At 37.7% G+C, this 17,341-nt stretch carries 20 protein-coding genes; 11 read left to right on the top strand and 9 right to left on the bottom strand.

Features of this window, described 5'->3' with window-relative positions:
* The first annotated feature begins 53 nt into the window (after positions 1-53).
* Positions 54-680: an FMN-dependent NADH-azoreductase gene (locus ACSVDJ_RS05695; RefSeq protein WP_439169495.1), complete on the top strand. Its 627-nt coding sequence runs from the start codon at positions 54-56 to the stop codon at positions 678-680.
* A gap of 75 nt (positions 681-755) precedes the next feature.
* Here the strand turns inward: ACSVDJ_RS05695 and ACSVDJ_RS05690 are convergent, their stop codons facing one another.
* Complete coding sequence (locus ACSVDJ_RS05690; RefSeq protein WP_439169496.1) at positions 756-1,097, bottom strand: hypothetical protein; 342 nt, start codon at positions 1,095-1,097, stop codon at positions 756-758.
* A gap of 41 nt (positions 1,098-1,138) precedes the next feature.
* Positions 1,139-1,435, bottom strand: coding sequence for a hypothetical protein (locus ACSVDJ_RS05685; protein WP_439169498.1), 297 nt, complete (start codon positions 1,433-1,435; stop codon positions 1,139-1,141).
* Between the two features lie 205 nt (positions 1,436-1,640).
* Between ACSVDJ_RS05685 and ACSVDJ_RS05680 the strand changes: the two genes are divergently transcribed.
* Together ACSVDJ_RS05680 and ACSVDJ_RS05675 are read left to right on the top strand one after the other, a co-directional pair.
* Positions 1,641-1,937, top strand: a complete 297-nt coding sequence (locus ACSVDJ_RS05680) for a DUF3817 domain-containing protein (protein ID WP_100403248.1) — start codon at positions 1,641-1,643, stop codon at positions 1,935-1,937.
* 99 nt (positions 1,938-2,036) lie between these two features.
* Positions 2,037-3,227, top strand: coding sequence for a DHH family phosphoesterase (locus ACSVDJ_RS05675; RefSeq protein ID WP_439169500.1), 1,191 nt, complete (start codon positions 2,037-2,039; stop codon positions 3,225-3,227).
* Between the two features lie 42 nt (positions 3,228-3,269).
* On the opposite strand, the gene ACSVDJ_RS05670 is transcribed toward ACSVDJ_RS05675, so the two are convergent.
* From ACSVDJ_RS05670 to ACSVDJ_RS05660, 3 genes are all read right to left on the bottom strand, one after another.
* A complete protein-coding gene (locus tag ACSVDJ_RS05670) occupies positions 3,270-3,683 on the bottom strand; it encodes a DUF3021 domain-containing protein (RefSeq protein ID WP_439169502.1) in 414 nt (137 codons plus the stop codon).
* Positions 3,673-4,134 carry a LytTR family DNA-binding domain-containing protein gene (locus ACSVDJ_RS05665; RefSeq protein ID WP_439169504.1) on the bottom strand — a complete coding sequence of 154 codons (462 nt, stop codon included), beginning with the start codon at positions 4,132-4,134 and terminating at the stop codon, positions 3,673-3,675. The genes ACSVDJ_RS05670 and ACSVDJ_RS05665 overlap by 11 nt, the downstream gene beginning before the upstream one ends.
* Before the next feature lie 183 nt (positions 4,135-4,317).
* Positions 4,318-5,025 carry a DNA alkylation repair protein gene (locus ACSVDJ_RS05660; protein WP_439169505.1) on the bottom strand — a complete coding sequence of 236 codons (708 nt, stop codon included), beginning with the start codon at positions 5,023-5,025 and terminating at the stop codon, positions 4,318-4,320.
* A 199-nt stretch (positions 5,026-5,224) separates the two neighbouring features.
* Between ACSVDJ_RS05660 and ACSVDJ_RS05655 the strand changes: the two genes are divergently transcribed.
* From ACSVDJ_RS05655 to qoxD, 5 genes are all read left to right on the top strand, one after another.
* Positions 5,225-5,569: a nucleotide excision repair endonuclease gene (locus ACSVDJ_RS05655; RefSeq protein ID WP_439169755.1), complete on the top strand. Its 345-nt coding sequence runs from the start codon at positions 5,225-5,227 to the stop codon at positions 5,567-5,569.
* A 402-nt stretch (positions 5,570-5,971) separates the two neighbouring features.
* Positions 5,972-6,895: a cytochrome aa3 quinol oxidase subunit II gene (gene qoxA / locus ACSVDJ_RS05650; RefSeq protein WP_439169506.1), complete on the top strand. Its 924-nt coding sequence runs from the start codon at positions 5,972-5,974 to the stop codon at positions 6,893-6,895.
* A 33-nt stretch (positions 6,896-6,928) separates the two neighbouring features.
* Positions 6,929-8,875, top strand: coding sequence for a cytochrome aa3 quinol oxidase subunit I (gene qoxB / locus ACSVDJ_RS05645; RefSeq protein ID WP_439169508.1), 1,947 nt, complete (start codon positions 6,929-6,931; stop codon positions 8,873-8,875).
* Positions 8,872-9,468 (top strand): cytochrome aa3 quinol oxidase subunit III, encoded by a 597-nt coding sequence (qoxC, locus tag ACSVDJ_RS05640; protein WP_439169510.1) that lies wholly within the window; start codon positions 8,872-8,874, stop codon positions 9,466-9,468. The genes qoxB and qoxC overlap by 4 nt, the downstream gene beginning before the upstream one ends.
* Before the next feature lie 2 nt (positions 9,469-9,470).
* Positions 9,471-9,755, top strand: coding sequence for a cytochrome aa3 quinol oxidase subunit IV (gene qoxD / locus ACSVDJ_RS05635; RefSeq protein ID WP_094834787.1), 285 nt, complete (start codon positions 9,471-9,473; stop codon positions 9,753-9,755).
* Between the two features lie 152 nt (positions 9,756-9,907).
* On the opposite strand, the gene ACSVDJ_RS05630 is transcribed toward qoxD, so the two are convergent.
* A complete protein-coding gene (locus ACSVDJ_RS05630) occupies positions 9,908-11,341 on the bottom strand; it encodes an amino acid permease (protein ID WP_439169511.1) in 1,434 nt (477 codons plus the stop codon).
* A 92-nt stretch (positions 11,342-11,433) separates the two neighbouring features.
* Entirely contained in the window at positions 11,434-12,528 is a 1,095-nt protein-coding gene (locus tag ACSVDJ_RS05625) for an aromatic ring-hydroxylating oxygenase subunit alpha (protein ID WP_439169512.1), read from the bottom strand.
* A gap of 401 nt (positions 12,529-12,929) precedes the next feature.
* Between ACSVDJ_RS05625 and ACSVDJ_RS05620 the strand changes: the two genes are divergently transcribed.
* Genes ACSVDJ_RS05620 through ACSVDJ_RS05610 form a run of 3 tightly spaced genes read left to right on the top strand, consistent with a single transcriptional unit; the run spans position 12,930 to position 15,333 of the window.
* The gene (locus tag ACSVDJ_RS05620; protein WP_439169514.1) at positions 12,930-13,877 is read left to right on the top strand and encodes an ABC transporter ATP-binding protein; all 948 of its coding nucleotides are present in this window, start codon (positions 12,930-12,932) and stop codon (positions 13,875-13,877) included.
* A 37-nt stretch (positions 13,878-13,914) separates the two neighbouring features.
* Positions 13,915-15,099 carry an ABC transporter permease gene (locus ACSVDJ_RS05615; RefSeq protein ID WP_518620204.1) on the top strand — a complete coding sequence of 395 codons (1,185 nt, stop codon included), beginning with the start codon at positions 13,915-13,917 and terminating at the stop codon, positions 15,097-15,099.
* A gap of 39 nt (positions 15,100-15,138) precedes the next feature.
* The gene (locus ACSVDJ_RS05610; RefSeq protein WP_439169517.1) at positions 15,139-15,333 is read left to right on the top strand and encodes a hypothetical protein; all 195 of its coding nucleotides are present in this window, start codon (positions 15,139-15,141) and stop codon (positions 15,331-15,333) included.
* A gap of 71 nt (positions 15,334-15,404) precedes the next feature.
* Here ACSVDJ_RS05610 and menC read toward each other — a convergent pair whose 3' ends face one another.
* Together menC and ACSVDJ_RS05600 are read right to left on the bottom strand one after the other, a co-directional pair.
* Positions 15,405-16,508, bottom strand: coding sequence for an o-succinylbenzoate synthase (menC, locus tag ACSVDJ_RS05605; RefSeq protein ID WP_439169518.1), 1,104 nt, complete (start codon positions 16,506-16,508; stop codon positions 15,405-15,407).
* A gap of 1 nt (position 16,509) precedes the next feature.
* On the bottom strand, positions 16,510-17,340 hold the full coding sequence (locus tag ACSVDJ_RS05600) for a GNAT family N-acetyltransferase (protein ID WP_439169519.1): 831 nt from the start codon (positions 17,338-17,340) through the stop codon (positions 16,510-16,512).
* Between the last annotated feature and the right edge of the window lies 1 nt (position 17,341).

Genomic DNA, 17,341 nt, shown 5'->3' with positions numbered 1-17,341 from the left:
GTAGTGACTTATACATATTATTAAGCAAAATTTACACAAAAGAGGCGATCCAGATGGAAAATGTATTATTTATTAAAGCAAACTCTCGACCGTTAGAACAAGCGGTCAGCGTACAACTTTACCAAGCATTTCTTGATAGTTATAAAGAAGCTCATCCAGAAGCGAAGATTACCGAATTAGATTTATTTGAAGAAAACTTGTCCTATTACGATACAACGAAGATTAATGGGATGTTCAAGCTAGCAAAAGGAATGGAATTAACAGCTGAAGAACAACAAGCTACTGATGTAGTGAATCAATATTTAAATCAATTCCTTGCCGCTGATAAAATTGTCATCGCCTTTCCGCTTTGGAATTTCACAGTTCCTGCTGTTTTACATACGTATTTTGACTATTTATGTCAAGCAGGAAAAACATTCCGTTACACACCTGAAGGCCCTGTAGGAATGCTGACAGATAAAAAAGCCATTCTACTTAACGCAAGAGGTGGCGTATATTCTGAAGGACCAGCTCAATCAATGGAAATGGCGGTTAACTACGTAACAAGCATTCTTACATTCTTAGGAATTACCGATCTATCTACTGTCATTGTCGAAGGTCATAACCAATTCCCAGACAAAGCTGAGGAAATCATTGAACAAGGCAAGGAAAAAGCAGCAAAACTAGCTGTACAGTTTTAAGTGACTAGTGCTACCTTACTAAATAAGCTCCACCCCTCTCTTGAGTGAGGAGTGGAGCTTTCTGTTTCATCTAAATTATTTACCGAATTCTTTCAGCATCTCTAATAAAGATGCTAATGATTGTCCGTCTGCAAATCCACTATCATTGCCCTTTCTACCGTGGAAAATGAATACTAAAACAATGATAATGAGAAAGTCGTTGTTGTGTACATGGACATGCGGGTTTCCGATATTTTTAAGAACTGTTGTATCTTTTTCCTCATCATACTGGCCTTGCGCTTGGTATTGATTTTGCCATTGATATTGATCTTGACCTTGCCATTGATTTTGATTTTGTTTTTGAAGCTGTGCCAAAATCTGCTCTAATTGAACATCTAAATGTTCTACTCTTTCATATAGATCATAGTATTTACTCATCACATTCACCTCTTTCCTGCATAAATTTTTTATGACCGATTTTAGTTATCGACAGTTGAACCTGAACAAGGTGCTCCGCCAGAGAAAACAAAGATAAAGATAACGATTAACAAGAAATGATTGTTGTGTAGATGGACGCGCGGGTTTCCGATATCTTTAAGAATGACTGTATCTTTTTCTGTATCATATTGACCTTGCGCTTGCCATTGATTTTGATATTGATATTGATCTTGGTATTGACCTTGATATTGATTTTGTTTTTGAAGTTGAGCTAAAATCTTTTCTAATTTCACTTCTAAACCTGCCACTCGATCATTTAATTCACAATATTTCCCCACTATTTCTTCTCCTTTCTATCTTTTACTAGTAATATATGCATTTATTTCACTTAAGAAAGGATGTTTGTCCTTGAAGCAATAAAATGTACTTTTCACTCGATTTCCCTCATAATAGAACGATATTATTGATTGCCTAGAAGAAAGATACACTGATTTCTTTGAATCAACTATTATTGAAATTTATTCGATTGGAGGAAATATATAGATGCTCAAAACACCGATCGGCAAATTACGATTGATGGGCCACTTTGAAGGAGCCTCTCTTTTAATCCTGCTTTTTATTGCGATGCCTCTTAAATATTGGGCAGATATTCCTGAAGCTGTACGAATCGTTGGCTCCATTCATGGCGCTTTATTTATCACCTATTGCCTAGTCATTATGTACGTCACCTTTAAAACAAGATGGAATCTACTATGGCCAATTGTCTCCGTTATTGTTGCCTTTATTCCATTTGGCAACTTAATTCTCGATAAAAAATTGAAGCAACTTGAAGCTAATTAATTTAACAAAACGGACTCGAAAGAATTCATTTCTGCTTTCGAGTCCGTTTTGTTAATATTTCACCTCATGTTTCGCCATACTAAATATGAGGTGAAATATATGTATCGACTGTTATCACATAATGATTTAGATGGGATTGGTTGTGGTATTCTAGCGAAGCTTGCATTCGGAAAACAAGTTCAAATTCGCTACAACTCGATTTCAAGTCTCAACCATGAAGTACAATGGTTTTTAGAAAACGGCGATAAAGAAACATTTTTGTTGATTACGGATTTGTCGGTGAACGAGGAAAATGAAAAGCGACTCAATGAGTTTTATCAAGCAGGAGGAAAAATCCAACTGCTCGACCATCATAAAACCGCTCTGCATCTGAATGAGTACGATTGGGGACATATTGTGATGGAAGATAATGAAAGAAGATTAACATCTGCCACTTCCCTTCTATATGAATACCTGATCAAACACAAACTACTGGAGCCTTCTCCCGCAGTGACTGAATTTGTGGAACTCGTCAGACAGTACGATACTTGGGAATGGGAGAAAAATGATAACCAAGATGCACAAAGACTTAATGCTCTCTTCTTTTTAATATCGATTGATGAATTTGAAGAAAAAATGGTTCACCGATTAAAACATAGTGATCACTTCTTCTTTGATGAATTTGAGCAAAAAATATTAGATATGGAAGAAAACAAAATCGAACGTTATATTCGCCGGAAACGTCGAGAGCTCATCCAAGCGCCAATCGGAGAATACTTTGCCGGTATCGTCTATGCAGAATCGTATCACTCAGAGCTTGGCAATGAACTAGGAAAAGAATATCCGCATCTTGATTATATTGCCATTATTAATATCGGAGGTAAGCGACTAGGTTTCCGAACGATACACGATCATATTGATGTATCCGAGGTTGCCAACGATTTTGGAGGTGGTGGACACGCAAAAGCGGCCGGCTGTTCATTAACAGAAGACGCTTATAAATTGTTTGTTACTAGCACCTTTCATCTCGAACCATTACGAGAAGATGCCAAAAGAAACCGCTACAACGTGAAAGAATCCTCCTTTGGTTCCTTATATGAAAGTCGGGCAGAAGAAACGTTTCTGCTTCATCCTATAAACGATCATAAATGGGCCGTCAATCATAGTAAATCAAAAATAACAGAAACTTTTTCTAGCTTTATAGATGGAGAAAGCTTCTTAAAAAGATATTACGCTGCATGGCTTGTAAGAGATGATGTGTTCGTCAACCATTTAATGAAGCAAATTAGGAAGGTCCGACAAGACAAATAAAAAAGAGTGGGATTCGGGCTATTTACGAATCCCACTTCACCTTTATTCCTTCTCCCCCTTTATTGAAGCATTTAAAATTCTTTCCATTCGTTTAAAATACCACCTGAAACTAAACCAAAATAAGCCATAGACAAGTATGAAGATTACTAAGCTTATGAAAATGAACACAAATTGCAGCGGAATCCAACCGATACTTAGTGCGATAGGATAAAAAATAACCATCGAAAGGCAGAAATGAGAAATCGTCTGTTTTAATGGACTCCATTTTTCAATATCAAAGATAAGGGAAGCGATGCCAAAATACCCTCCGATCGCTAAACTCGCTAGTATTTGAACTCGAATTTCATGCAGAGAAATATCAATATTCCCCCTATCCAAAACTGTTAAAGCGATAAAGGTGATCACCGCTCCAAAACCGAGCCCAGCTAATCCTCTTTTCACTGCTTCAATCCCCATGAGAACCACCTCCTAGAATTAATTTTTCTTTTATTTCAGCAACATAGCTTCGGGTGACGTATTCCTTATTTCCTGATTTAAAATGAACACAAAGATTACCGTTAAAAACGAGCTCAAAACGGAGAATTTGATTAAGGTTACCGATCACCGATTTAGAAAAACGAGTAAAGTGAAGCCTTTTAAGTAAAGATTCCACTTCATACAATTTCATTTTCAACTCAACCTTTTGTTGAGCTATCGCCGCAAATACTTTTCGATTCTCAGCAAATACATAATCGATCTCATTCGGATGTATTAAAATAGATTGATCTTGCTCAACACCCAATAATCGTTTCGAATTCGTGTTCTTAATCATCTTCAGGATATACTCTAATTCTTCTGACCACTCCTTCGCTTGAATAGTAATATATGTTTCATCATGCTCATCATTGATGTCAATTTTCACCTTCATGATTGATCACCTCTCTTTACATACATTATGCCTGATTGGCCATTTAACTGTATTCATTTCACACAACTTGTCAATTACCTTGTATGAAATATCAAAAACTTCGAATGAAAAATGGGTGGTTATTAAACAAGGCTGCAGGAAATATCCTGCAGCCTTGTTAGTTATTTACGTTTACCTTATTTGTTAACATATACAAGTTTTTCTTTTGACCCCAACTTTGTTTCTTTGTTTTACTTTTTCAATATATTCGCTTGCAAGTGGTACTTTACAAGCTGTCTGCCCAACATCTACATGGACTTTTCCAATATGCTCAGCAACATTCATTGCCTCTTCATGTAAAGATGTGATATACGTCCCTACACTAATGATGAATCCATTCATCGTGTAACGCACTCGATTTTGTTCTTCATGAATTGTTTCTTTGACTCGATTCATGAACGATCGAATTTCCTCTAAATTTATCTCCTCATTTGGAGTGATCGATAAATAATTGGCGTACGTACTCCATCCACAGGTTGCAACCATTTCTTCCTTTGAATTGATCCATTCTCTAGCTAATTCAAGAGCGTGGGAACTCTCTGCTGCCACACTAGCTACGGTATACTCCGCAAGCATATACCAATTAGCTTTTTTGACCCATTGTTGCAGCGTTTCTTTTTCCATCAATTTCGGATTGACTGAGAGTCCTGCTAAATACATCGCATCATGATTATTCGTATCAAATAATGCTAAAGCTAACTCTTGATCCTTCTTAACGTGCTTAACCAACTTTTTTAAATCGCCAACCTTCACTCCAAAGAAAGGTTCTTTCGCTCCATGACGAGTATATGTTTTCTTCGTTTGTTCTGTACCTAACTGTTCAAGTTGATCCATTACTTCATCAAGTGTCAACTATACCACCTCTTTTATTGTGAGATATCTCAATTATAGGGCTATATAAATAGGAAGACAATGAAAAAACAGCTCACTCTCCTATCTATGGTGAAAACACCAGAAGTGTGCTATAGTGGGGTATCCATTGAAAATGAGTTCTATAAATAATAGTAGGAAGTGACTTAGATTGATTAAAATTACGATTCCTGAACCAAATATCGTCATTAAGAAAAATAAACAAGTTGGAGAACCGGGCGAACCAGAACTAAGTACCGAGTATGGCTTTACTGATTATACGAAAATCGCTCGTGATAAAGGCGGCATTTTCATGTTTTTCGATGTTCATGATCAACTGCTTTATGTAGGGAAAGCAAGAAAGCTCAGACTGCGAATTCGCAAAAACTTCGAAGACACAGTATCTCCAATCAAAAATCATAGAGACGAAGTATACAAAATTGCTGTTTGTTATATTGAAGACCCAGTTGAACGAGAAATTTATGAAACCTACATCATCAACAAACTTCAAGCCAAATACAATATCGACAAGGCTTTCTTTAAGTAAAGGAGTGTTTGTCACTCCCCGGATTTTGTCGAAAGGACCGCTACTTTCTATGCAGCGGTCTTTTTCAATTGAAAATTAAAATCAAACTTATACAAAACTCCATCTCTTCTCACGAGGTGACTTCATAAATAAATATAATATTAAGATAATTTAACACTAGACTCCTCACCGGCTTTTACCATTTAAATCACTATTTCCTAATCATTAACTTACAATATTGAAACTTTTGTGACAAAATTGTTTTTTAATTGTCTTTTAAATCAAATGAGACTAAGATATGAGATATGGATATATATTTCAAGTAATTTACAGCTATTATCCATAGAGAATTATTTTGAAATACTTAAGGAGTCAAACATATTGTTTGGCTGTGTTTCACTATGTTTAAGGAAGGAGTACAATATGAAGATGAAATGGGCTTTTTTATTTGTTATTTTCACTATTTCCACAGTTCTTACTGGTTGTGGAAATTCATTGATGGTCTTAGATCCAAAAGGACCATCTGCCAAAACTTTATCTGACACGATTATTCTTTCAATTATCGTGATGGCTGGTATCTTACTCGTTGTTTACGTACTTTATGTGTATGTGCTTACAAAGTATCGTGCTTCGAAGCAAGATAAAGATTATGAACCTCCGTATGAGGAAGGAAATCACTGGCTAGAAATCATTTGGACACTTATTCCAATCCTTATCGTTACTTTCTTATCTGTTGTTACTGTAAAGACAACATATGAGGTGGAAACGACACCAAAGGGGTATGCTGAAGAAAAACCATTAGTTATTTATGCTTCTTCTTCTAACTGGAAATGGCATTTCAGCTATCCTGAAGAAGGAATTGAGACAGTTAACTATGTCAACATTCCGACTGACCGACCAGTTGAATTTCGACTATATTCATTCGGTCCAATTACAAGCTTCTGGATTCCACAGTTAGCTGGACAGAAATACGCAATGAGTGACATGGTCACAAAGATTAACCTAGTTGCTGATACACCTGGATCTTATGTAGGTAGAAACTCAAACTTTAATGGTAAAGGTTTCGCTCATATGGAGTTTGAAACACAAGCAATGACTCCAGCTGATTATGATGAATGGGTAACTGACGTAAAAGACACAGCGTCTGATTTAACAGAAAAAGAGTTTGATAAACTTTTAAAAGCTGAGTTCGTTGGACGTGAAACATATAGTTCCACTCATTTAGAATTCCGCCCTGCTCCAGAAGGTGAACACGGTGGACACAATCATGGAAATTCAGACGAGGAAAACAAAACTTCCCCATCCTCTGAAGAACATCATGAGCATACGCAACATCATGGGGAATAATTATTATTTCAAAGCATGAAAGGAGTCACACCTATGAAATGGGACGAATTTTTCGTAACCGGTGATCCAATGATTTACGGTGCCATGGTCAGCATCGTCGTCGTTTCGGTTGCCATCGTTGCAGGATTAACCTATTTTAAAAAATGGGGTTATCTTTGGACTGAATGGTTAACAACTGTTGATCATAAACGTATTGGTGTCATGTACATCATAGCTGCTTTATTGATGCTTTTCCGCGGAGGCGTCGACGCTGTATTAATGCGTGCACAAACAGCGGTGCCAGACAACAAACTTTTAAACGCACAACATTACAATGAAATCTTTACAACACACGGACTCATCATGATCTTATTTATGGCTATGCCATTTATCATTGGATTGATGAACGTTGTTATTCCACTTCAAATCGGAGCACGTGACGTAGCATTTCCACGATTGAACGCTGTCAGCTTTTGGTTGTTCTTTTTCGGTGCGATGCTATTAAACATCTCCTTCGTAATCGGTGGATCTCCTGACGCTGGATGGACGGCTTACTTCCCGTTATCAGGTCCAGATATTAGCCCAGGAGTAGCAAATAACTATTACTCAATTGCCCTACAAATTGCGGGACTTGGGACATTAATGACGGGAATTAACTTCATCGTCACAATTCTAAAAATGCGTGCACCAGGTATGACTTTAATGAAGATGCCAATGTTTACTTGGTCCGTATTAATTACAAACGTAATTATCGTATTTGCTTTCCCTGTATTAACAGTTGCTCTTGCATTAATGATGTTAGATCGCCAGTTCGGTACGCAATTCTTTGCGATGGACAATGGTGGTATGGACATGCTTTGGGCAAACTTGTTCTGGGTATGGGGACATCCTGAAGTATATATCGTTATCTTACCTGCTTTTGGAATTTACAGTGAAGTCATTTCTGCATTTGCTCGTAAAAACCTATACGGTTATAAGTCAATGGTTGCGAGTATGGTTGTTATTTCCTTGCTATCTTTCCTTGTATGGGCGCATCACTTCTATACAATGGGACATGGCGCGATGGTTAACAGTGTCTTCTCCATTACAACAATGGCGATCGCTGTACCAACCGGAGTTAAAATATTCAACTGGCTATTTACTTTACGTAAAGGGAAAATCAGCTTTACTACGCCAATGCTCTATTCCCTTGCCTTTATTCCGATCTTTACAATCGGTGGGGTAACCGGAGTTATGCTTGCGATGGCAAGTGCTGACTATCAATACCATAATACAATGTTCCTTGTTGCTCACTTCCACTACGTATTGATTCCAGGGACTGTTTTCGCAGTAATCGCTGGACTTTACTTCTGGTTCCCGAAAGTATTCGGTTTCCGTTTGAACGAGCGTCTTGGAAAGATTTCTTTCTGGTTTATTATTATTAGCTTTAACGTGACATTCTTCCCACTATTCATTCTAGGACTTGATGGGATGACACGTCGTATGTTTACGTATTCAGAAAGTACAGGCTATGGCCCATTAAATATGCTTTCATTTATCGGTGCCATAGGCTTAACGATTGGTTTCATTATTCTTGTTTACAACATTTATTGGAGCATCCGTTACAGCCCTCGTGATACGAACGGCGACCCTTGGGATGCAAGATCATTGGAGTGGAGCACGCACAGCCCAGTTCCATTCTACAACTTTGCAAAAGTACCAACAATTAAATCAATTGATGCTTATTGGTTTGCTAAGAAAGATAATAAGCCACTAACAGATGATGGTCCATATGAACCAATTCATATGCCAAACAATAGCGGACAACCGTTTATCATGGGTGTGGCTTTCTTCTTCTTAGGATTCTTCGCAGTGTTCAACTGGTGGAATCTTGCGATCATTGCTGGTCTAGTTGTACTAGCGACAATGACTTATCGCACATTTGAACAAGATCATGGCTACTATGTCTCTGTTGAAGAGATTGAACGCACGGAAAAAGCATTGCGAGGTGAAGGAAAATGAAAATAGATAACTCGCTACCTTTAGAATATAGTACAGAGGAGAATCGATTAAAGATCTTAGGATTTTGGGTCTTTTTAGGGGCAGAAATTGCCCTCTTCTCCACCCTATTTGCTGTATATTTCGTATTAGAACACCGTACAGGTAACGGCCTATCTGGTTCTGAAATTTTCGAGATGGGACCAGTTATGCTAGAAACAATCATCTTATTAACAAGTAGTTTTACAATCGGCCTTGGTATCAATGCGATGCGCCTTGGTGCGAAAAAAGCAATGATGACTTTCTTTGGTATCACTTTAGTGTTAGGTTTAGGATTCTTGAGCGTTGAGATTTTCGAATTCGTCACATACGTTCATGAAGGAGCTACAATGCAAACAAGCGCCTTCTTATCTAGCTTGTTCACTTTACTTGGTACTCACGGACTTCACGTTACGTTCGGCTTACTATGGGGAACAGCTATTATGATGCAAGTGAAGAAACACGGTTTAACGCCTGAAACAACAAATAAATCGTTTATCTTCTCTTTATACTGGCACTTCCTTGACGTTGTTTGGATTTTTATCTTTAGCTTCGTATACTTGAAAGGATTGATGTAATAATGAAACAATATTTCCCTAGACATCATGTGATGGGATTCGTTTTTTCACTAGTCCTTTCACTTGCTGCCCTAACAGTTTGGTATTTTGATATGTCATTTACAGCTGGCATGACGGTATTACTCGTTACTGCTGCAGCTCAAGCTAGCGTTCAATTACTGCTATTCATGCACATTGGAGAAACATCTGACAAAGCTTCTCTATATATAAATATTGCTTACGCTTTATTTGTTGGAGTCATCACAATTCTTGGATCAATGTTCACAATGATTTGGGGTTACATGTAAGAGAGAGTGCCTGTCACTCCCCGAGTTTTGTCGATACTCATCGAAAAAGCCACCAGCCGGATTTCGGTTGGTGGCTTTTTCATATGTTCAATGAATGAATTTCCCCCACTTATCGCTTCGCACTTGAGGAAGAGGACTTCTCTCAGATTATGTTAAATTTCTTTTTTAATGATAGGGCTTGCTTCTAAATCTGGAGTTGTTGGCAAAGTCGCCTGCTTCCTTGTGAACATCATATAATAATACAAATAGCATGCTCCTATAAAACCCAACCCCCAATAAAGAGAGATTCGTTGAACAGGATCAAATGCAGTAAACACAAAGATGGAGGCGCACATAATGATACAGAGGATCGGTACAAATGGATAGAAGCGAACTCTAAACTTCAAATCCTCCACTTGCCCCCCATTTTGAATATACTGTTTCCGGAACATCAATTGAGCAACAGCAATCGCCATCCACGTTAACGTCCCTCCAATTCCGCTAATTGCGAGTAAAATAACAAATAGCGTGTCTGCCGCTACAATGCTTGTCAGTAACGAAATTAAAGCAAATATGAGAGTAACAACTAAAGCGTTAGAAGGAACCCCACGCTTGTTTAATTTCGAGAAAGCTTTCGGTGCCATCCCATCTAAGGAAAGTGAATATAATATACGTGTACAAGCAAACAAGCCGGTATTTCCAACAGATAGAATAGCCGTCAAAATAACAAAGTTCATAATATCAGCGGCATACGGGATGCCTACCATATCAAACACCGTCACAAACGGGCTTTCTAACACCCCCGCTTCTTGCCATGGAACAAGCGCTGACAACACAAAAATAGCCATAATGTAAAACAATACAACACGCACAACAATATTACGAATCGCTTTCGGAATATTCTTTTCTGGTTCCTCTGTTTCTCCGGCTGCTACGCCCATAATTTCTGATCCTTGAAACGCATAAATGACCGTCATCATCGATATAAATACACCGACCATACCTGCCGGAAATAATCCATCTCCAATAAAATGAGACAAATATGGAGCCGGTTCACTTTCCATCTTCAATACACCAAACATCGCAGCTAAACCTATGATAATAAAGAGAATGACCGCCAACACTTTAATACCAGCAAACCAGTATTCAGTCTCAGCAAAACTTCTACTTGCCAGTGAGTTAATGAAGAAAAGTAAGAGGACGAATAAAGCACACCAAATCCAAACAGGCACATCAGGAAACCACCTCTTCATTAACAAACCGGCTGCAATAAATTCAAGCCCTACATACAACGCCCAACTGAACCAATACACCCAGCCAATGACAAAACCGGTTGCAGGACCAATAAATTTCGTAGCGTGTGCCTGAAAAGAACCCGATACAGGCATCACAACAGATAACTCACCTAAACAGACCATTACTAAAAACATGAGGAGCCCGCCTACTAAATAAGCCAATATCGCTCCAGCCGGACCAGCTTCACCAATGGCATAACCAGAACCTAAAAACAACCCTGTTCCTATAATTCCACCGAGCGACATCATAAATAAATGTCGGCTCTTGATCGCTCGCTTCAATTGCGATTGGCCTGCATGATTCCCATTCATCCAATCCACCTTCCTTCGTCATATTTTCATAGCATCGACAGAAGTAAACGCTTACAAATTTTTAGATAAAATCTATTTAGCGAATCAATGAATTAAAATGCGGATGATGGTGCTGGCTGCAATGGTAGCTTTTCTTCCAAGTCTTTTTGTAGCAGTAAATGAAATTGATGAACACAGTTTTCTGTCAACGAAAATCTTCCTTGTGTATAAACACCAGTTTCTATTCCTTTTTGAACCGTCTCACAAATCTCTAGATCTTCTTTCCTTACTAATTCATCAATGGCCATTAAGCTTTGTTCTTCCTCTGTAATTTCATCTGTTTTAAAAAAAGTAGTGTACACATATTTCGTCGTTTTGTGATCAATAGGAATGGATTGATGAATAGACAGATTAGCCGGTCCAGGATCAAATGAAAACCAAGTATTGGGATAAAGCCAATAATACCTTCCACCTTCTCCTAAGCTAAATTCACTCGTCTTTCCTTTAAGCGGAGTACCTTGATAAGAATAATTTTCGTATTGAGCCACTTCGTACTGGTTCATATCTAATTTAGAAACTAACGCTTTATGGACAATCGAACAATGATCACATTCTAGATAATTATCAATCCCAATTTTCCAGTTTGATTGACAGATCGATTCCTTAACGCGTACTCTTTTAAAATCGCCGAGGTTTTGAGTTTTCACATGTTGAAATAAATCAGGGAATAACGTAGACATAGAGGGTGCCTGAGGGTCTAAATTCACAAAGACAAACGATTCAAACACTTCCAATTGAATCTTCTTTAAACAAAAATCTTTATGCTCAAAGTTTTCAACCCCATTCATATTCGGTGCTCTATTCAACGATCCATCCAATTTAAATGTCCAAGCATGATAAGGGCAGGAAAAAATAGCTTTATTCCCCTCTCCTTCAACAAGCTTTGCTGCTCTATGTGTGCAAACATTATAAAACGCCCGCAATTCCTGATCGTTCCCATAAGAAATAATAATAGGAGCATCCGCTACTTCAGTTGTGATATAGTCGCCTGGTTTGTTAAATTGACTAATATGGCCGACATATTGCCACGTCTTCTTGAATATTTCTCGCTTTTCCACTTCAAGCACTTCCTGGTTTGTATAAAGCCATGATGGCAGTGTGCACGCTTCACTTAATTTTTCACTCACTCTTACTTCCGGCTTTTTCAACTAGATAACCCCCTCCATATATTTTGGTTTTTAATAAAGAAAATGTTTATTTGATTTTATATTAAAAATATTCTGAATTATATATTTATTTTAACTAAAATTAAGACTTTTCCTGCTTAAAATTTTGTTGCTTTTAACCATTGAAATAATAGAGCAGCCACTCCTTTAAAATGTATCCTTTGTAAAAGATATTTTAGATTACGGTTGGTCGTTTTTTACTTTGCATTCATTCACACCTATTTAATGACGTTTTTATAACACCCCCTTACTACTCGCTTAATGATATTTTTTCCTTTTAGCAAAAAAATACCTAGTATTTCTAGTTTTTATCCTGTATAGTGTTTATGTGGATATATACACATTATCAGATTAAACCTCTTGATAAGATGAATTATGAAAGGATGAGAGCATTGCAGACAGAAACGATACTTACCGTTAACCAATTAGGAAAATCTTTTAAAAACAAACGCATCATCCAAAACATCTCCTTTGAAGTTCGTAAAGGCGAAATTATGGCGATACTCGGGCCAAATGGTGCTGGTAAATCGACAACGATCCGAAATATTATGGGTATTTTGTATCCAGATGAAGGCTCAGTCAACTTTCATCACCATTCTTCAAAAGAGATTCCACGTCATAAAATTGGCTATTTGCCAGAAGAACGTGGGCTTTATAAAAATGCAAAAATAATAGATATTTTGCTCTACTTAGCCGATCTGAAAGATTATCCTGTTAAAAAAGCGAGAAAACGAGCATTAGAGTATTTAGCAAAGTTTGACCTTGCCGGAAAAGAAAATGCATCTATTGAAGAACTATCAAAAGGAATGGGGCAAAAAGTACAATTTATTGCTTCTATTATTCATGAACCCGAACTATTGATTTTAGACGAACCGTTTTCAGGGTTAGATCCTGTGAGTCAAGAATTATTTAAGAAAGAAATACGAACATTAGCAGAAAATGGGACATCGATTCTTCTATCCTCTCACCAAATGAATTTAGTAGAAGAATTATGTGATCGTCTCTTTATGATTCATCATGGCCAGAAAGTAATTTATGGCTCGATGGAAGAAGTGAAAACACAATATGCTAACTTTAAATGCAGCATACGTGGAAAAAATGACCGATCGGTGCTTGAACAATTACCAGATGTTCAAAGAATCGAGCAAGAAGATGAACTCTCAATCCTCTATTTAACACCCGATGTCCAAGTTCCTATTTGGCTCAAGCAACTGCCGGACAATCTCGTGATTCAAGAGCTATCCATCGATCGCATTTCACTTCATGAAATATTTATTGATATTGCGACTGATAAAAATATATTAAAGGATGTAGGTGAAAAAAATGCGTAATAGCCTTAAAGTCGCCAAGTGGGAAATTAAAAAGAATATGAAAAACAAATCATTTCTCATCTCCCTGTTTTCCACTCCGATTATCTTTTTAATATTTGCTACTTTGCCTGCACTATTAGACAAACTTAATAGTGAACCGGAACCTGTAAAAGTGTATATTTCTAATGAATTGAACATTTGGTCTCAGTTAAAAGAGACGGCAAAAGCTGTAGACTGGGAAATTGAACAAACCGAATTAGATGAGAAAGAGATGCTGAAACGTCTTAAGAATTCGGAAAATACGGTGTACATTCCGTTAACTGAGTCTGCTTTAAAACAAGGAAACATCCAAGTATTTATGAGCGAAGATATGGATGAGGAATTTATCGATGAAGTTAGTGTGTTAGAGCAACCTTTGCGACAATTCCAAATAGCAACTCTCGGTTTATCGCCCGAACAAATGAAAATTATTTCACAAGGTGTTGGATTCAAGGCCATGCCTGTAGCAAGTAAAGGCAGCATAGAAACAAAAACCGACCAAGAAAATGCCGAGGATCCACTTAAACGAATCATACCTGGTGCGTTTGCCGGTGTCATCCTCTTTTCTATCGTGATGACTGGGATGATGATCTTCCAAAGTGCTTCACAAGAAAAGAAAGAAAAAGTAGCAGAAATCGTTTTATCTTCGTTAACACCAACAGATTTAATGCAAGGAAAAATCATCGGGTATTTTGTTCTTGGCATCACCCAAGTGATTGTATGGTTAGGCTTTGCCATCCCGCTAGCGATTTGGAAACTAGATTTACCGATTCTAGAATACTTATTGGTCCCTGAATTATTACTCTTTTTATTTATCGCTGTATCAGGCTATCTTCTATTCGCCGCCATTTTTGTTGGACTTGGAGCAACAGTAGAAGACATGACAACTGCCGGTAATTTTCAGGGTTTTGTTCTCATGATTCCATTTTTACCATTGGTCGTTATTAGTCCGATCTTATCTGACCCAAATGGACTTATTGCCAAAGCAGCTTCATATTTCCCGTTTACTTCACCAAGTGTATTGCTTATTCGTTTGTCGATTTTAGAAAAATGGAATTGGCTAGAAATTAGCCTATCTCTTGCTATCCTACTGTTTAGTATTTGGCTATTTATGAAACTAGCAGGAAAGATATTCAAAGTCGGTATTTTAATGTATGGAAAAAATGCTACCCCGAAGGAGATTTGGAAGTGGTTACGTGCTTAAAAAACGAGCCCATATGAAAATAGAATGGAGTAGAACATAATGAAAAAAACCGTAAATTTGTTTAGTATATTATTGTTTTCTTTTATTATCAGCTACCTGTTAGCCTCTGCTTTCAATAAGTATGGAATTGAAGTTGATACTCTCTTTCCTTCCATTATTATCATTCTTTCAACTGTAGGACTCGTGAGTATCATTGATAAATTAATGCCTACAAAGCCAAAAGTCGTTGACTGATTTTCTTCCTTAAAATTTGAAGAAGCCACTGATATCGGTGGCTTCTTTACGTCAAACAAATCTTTCTACTCTTAATACGCTTTCTTTCTTAATGTAAATTGATCTACTATTTCTAAGTCAATCTCATAACCAATTCCCGCTGTTTCTGGCACCGTGATCAAGCCATCATCTACAATCACTTCTGGCTGAATAATATCCTTTTCCCAATAACGAGAAGAAGCTGCCGTATCCCCTGGCAATGTGAAGTTACTCAACGTCGTTAGTGCAACATTGTGAGCTCTGCCAACACCTACTTCAAGCATTCCGCCACACCAAACATCGATTCCCTTCTCTTTACATAAATCATGAATCTTTTTCGATTCGGTTAAACCGCCCACTCGGCCGACTTTAATATTAATAATTTTGCAGCTTCCTAGTTGAATAGCTTTACGTGCATCTTCACAAGAATGGATGCTTTCATCTAAACAAATCGGCGTGCTTAATTCTTTTTGAACCGTTGCGTGGTCAACGATATCATCCGATGCTAACGGTTGTTCAATCATCATTAAGTTAAATTCGTCTAGCTGCTTTAATAGTTCCAAATCTTCTAATCGATAAGCAGAGTTAGCATCAGCCATTAAAGCGATATCCGGATAAATACGGCGGATTTCTCGAATTACATCGACATCCCAACCCGGCTTAATCTTCACTTTAATTCGTTTATAACCTTCCTCTACATGCTGTTTAACAAGCGCAAGCAGCTCTTCAATGGTGTCTTGAATACCAATACTGACCCCAACCTCAATCGACGTTCGTTCCCCACCGAGGCATTTGTATAAAGGCAGGTTTTGTCTCTTCGCATATAGATCCCAAACAGCGCCTTCAATAGCTGCTTTGGCCATATTATTTTTTCGAATGGAAGCAAATAATTCCGTTAGTTCATCTGGGTGAGAAATTTCTTTTCCTTTTAACATCGGAATAAGAAAATCTTCTAGCATATGCCAGTTCGTTTGAAGTGTCTCTTCACTATATAAAGGCGACATAAAAGCGACGGACTCTCCCCAACCCGATCTTCCTTCTGCATCCTTTACTTCAACTAAAATAAATTCTCTCATTTGGATCGTGCCAAAGCTAGTCGTAAAAGGAAACTTCAATTCCATTTTCAAATGTCGTAACACAACTTCTTGAATGTTCATTTTATCCTTCCTTCTCTAAATTTATTGCATCCTTTTTGACAAATAAATAATAATGCACAGGCTCATCAGGTCGCTGAATCAATTGGACAACAGCATACCCTTCAGCAAACAGGCGTGTGAACATATCACGTATGTTCATCCGCCAATCCATCGCTAAATCCTGATCTTTCACTTTAATCTCCTGAAAACTTTTCGTGATAGGAACGAGCACACTGCCTTTACTGCTTACATCTCCAGAATGAATCAACGAGATTTTCGGAAAACCTGCTGGTGTTACTTCATAGTCGGCAAGTACTGTTGCTTGCTCATCAGTAAATGTTTGCTCTCCATTTACATAGGAACTTTGAATCCACCAATCCACTTTCAAGCGATCCGTAGGGAGGCCCTTATTTAATCCATCCTTCATCTCTCCGTAACAATTCACTTTATATGTATTACAGATCGCCTTTAATTTCGTCAAATTCAAATAAGCATTCACACTTTCTAACGGGTCAAATGTCCATGTTAATAAATCATAGCCTAAATGAATTGCTTCTTGTTTTTGCGCTTCCTTTAATACCTTGCCAATGCCTGTTTTTTGGTAGTCAGGATCAATCGCTAACATATGCGAGCATAAGTACGTGTGACCGTTAGAAAAACCAGGGAAGCCATAACTGAAACCAATTAACCGCTCTCCTGCAAAAGCCCCCATTAATAAACCGCCATTTTGATGAACCGTTAATGTTTGTGGGATCGGAATCGGTTCACTTCCCCAAACTTTTTGCTCTAACTCCTGCATTTTTTCAAAATCACTGCGATCTTGGAATGACCGAATTATATAATCTTTCGTCATA

It is taken from the genome of Bacillus sp. Hm123, from assembly GCF_051842975.2.
Classification (GTDB): Bacteria; Bacillota; Bacilli; order Bacillales; family Domibacillaceae; genus Bacillus_CE.
This window is presented reverse-complemented; position numbering and strand designations above follow the sequence as displayed.

What these genes read in the sequence shown, in the direction of transcription:
- ACSVDJ_RS05695 (WP_439169495.1), top strand. Translation starts at nt 54, where the DNA reads ATGGAAAATGTATTATTTATTAAAGCAAACTCTCGACCGTTAGAACAA.
- ACSVDJ_RS05690 (WP_439169496.1), bottom strand. Translation starts at nt 1,097, where the DNA reads ATGAGTAAATACTATGATCTATATGAAAGAGTAGAACATTTAGATGTT.
- ACSVDJ_RS05680 (WP_100403248.1), top strand. Translation starts at nt 1,641, where the DNA reads ATGCTCAAAACACCGATCGGCAAATTACGATTGATGGGCCACTTTGAA.
- ACSVDJ_RS05675 (WP_439169500.1), top strand. Translation starts at nt 2,037, where the DNA reads ATGTATCGACTGTTATCACATAATGATTTAGATGGGATTGGTTGTGGT.
- ACSVDJ_RS05670 (WP_439169502.1), bottom strand. Translation starts at nt 3,683, where the DNA reads ATGGGGATTGAAGCAGTGAAAAGAGGATTAGCTGGGCTCGGTTTTGGA.
- ACSVDJ_RS05665 (WP_439169504.1), bottom strand. Translation starts at nt 4,134, where the DNA reads ATGAAGGTGAAAATTGACATCAATGATGAGCATGATGAAACATATATT.
- qoxA (WP_439169506.1), top strand. Translation starts at nt 5,972, where the DNA reads ATGAAGATGAAATGGGCTTTTTTATTTGTTATTTTCACTATTTCCACA.
- qoxB (WP_439169508.1), top strand. Translation starts at nt 6,929, where the DNA reads ATGAAATGGGACGAATTTTTCGTAACCGGTGATCCAATGATTTACGGT.
- qoxC (WP_439169510.1), top strand. Translation starts at nt 8,872, where the DNA reads ATGAAAATAGATAACTCGCTACCTTTAGAATATAGTACAGAGGAGAAT.
- qoxD (WP_094834787.1), top strand. Translation starts at nt 9,471, where the DNA reads ATGAAACAATATTTCCCTAGACATCATGTGATGGGATTCGTTTTTTCA.
- ACSVDJ_RS05630 (WP_439169511.1), bottom strand. Translation starts at nt 11,341, where the DNA reads ATGAATGGGAATCATGCAGGCCAATCGCAATTGAAGCGAGCGATCAAG.
- ACSVDJ_RS05620 (WP_439169514.1), top strand. Translation starts at nt 12,930, where the DNA reads ATGAGAGCATTGCAGACAGAAACGATACTTACCGTTAACCAATTAGGA.
- ACSVDJ_RS05615 (WP_518620204.1), top strand. Translation starts at nt 13,915, where the DNA reads ATGAAAAACAAATCATTTCTCATCTCCCTGTTTTCCACTCCGATTATC.
- ACSVDJ_RS05610 (WP_439169517.1), top strand. Translation starts at nt 15,139, where the DNA reads ATGAAAAAAACCGTAAATTTGTTTAGTATATTATTGTTTTCTTTTATT.
- menC (WP_439169518.1), bottom strand. Translation starts at nt 16,508, where the DNA reads ATGAACATTCAAGAAGTTGTGTTACGACATTTGAAAATGGAATTGAAG.
- ACSVDJ_RS05600 (WP_439169519.1), bottom strand. Translation starts at nt 17,340, where the DNA reads ATGACGAAAGATTATATAATTCGGTCATTCCAAGATCGCAGTGATTTT.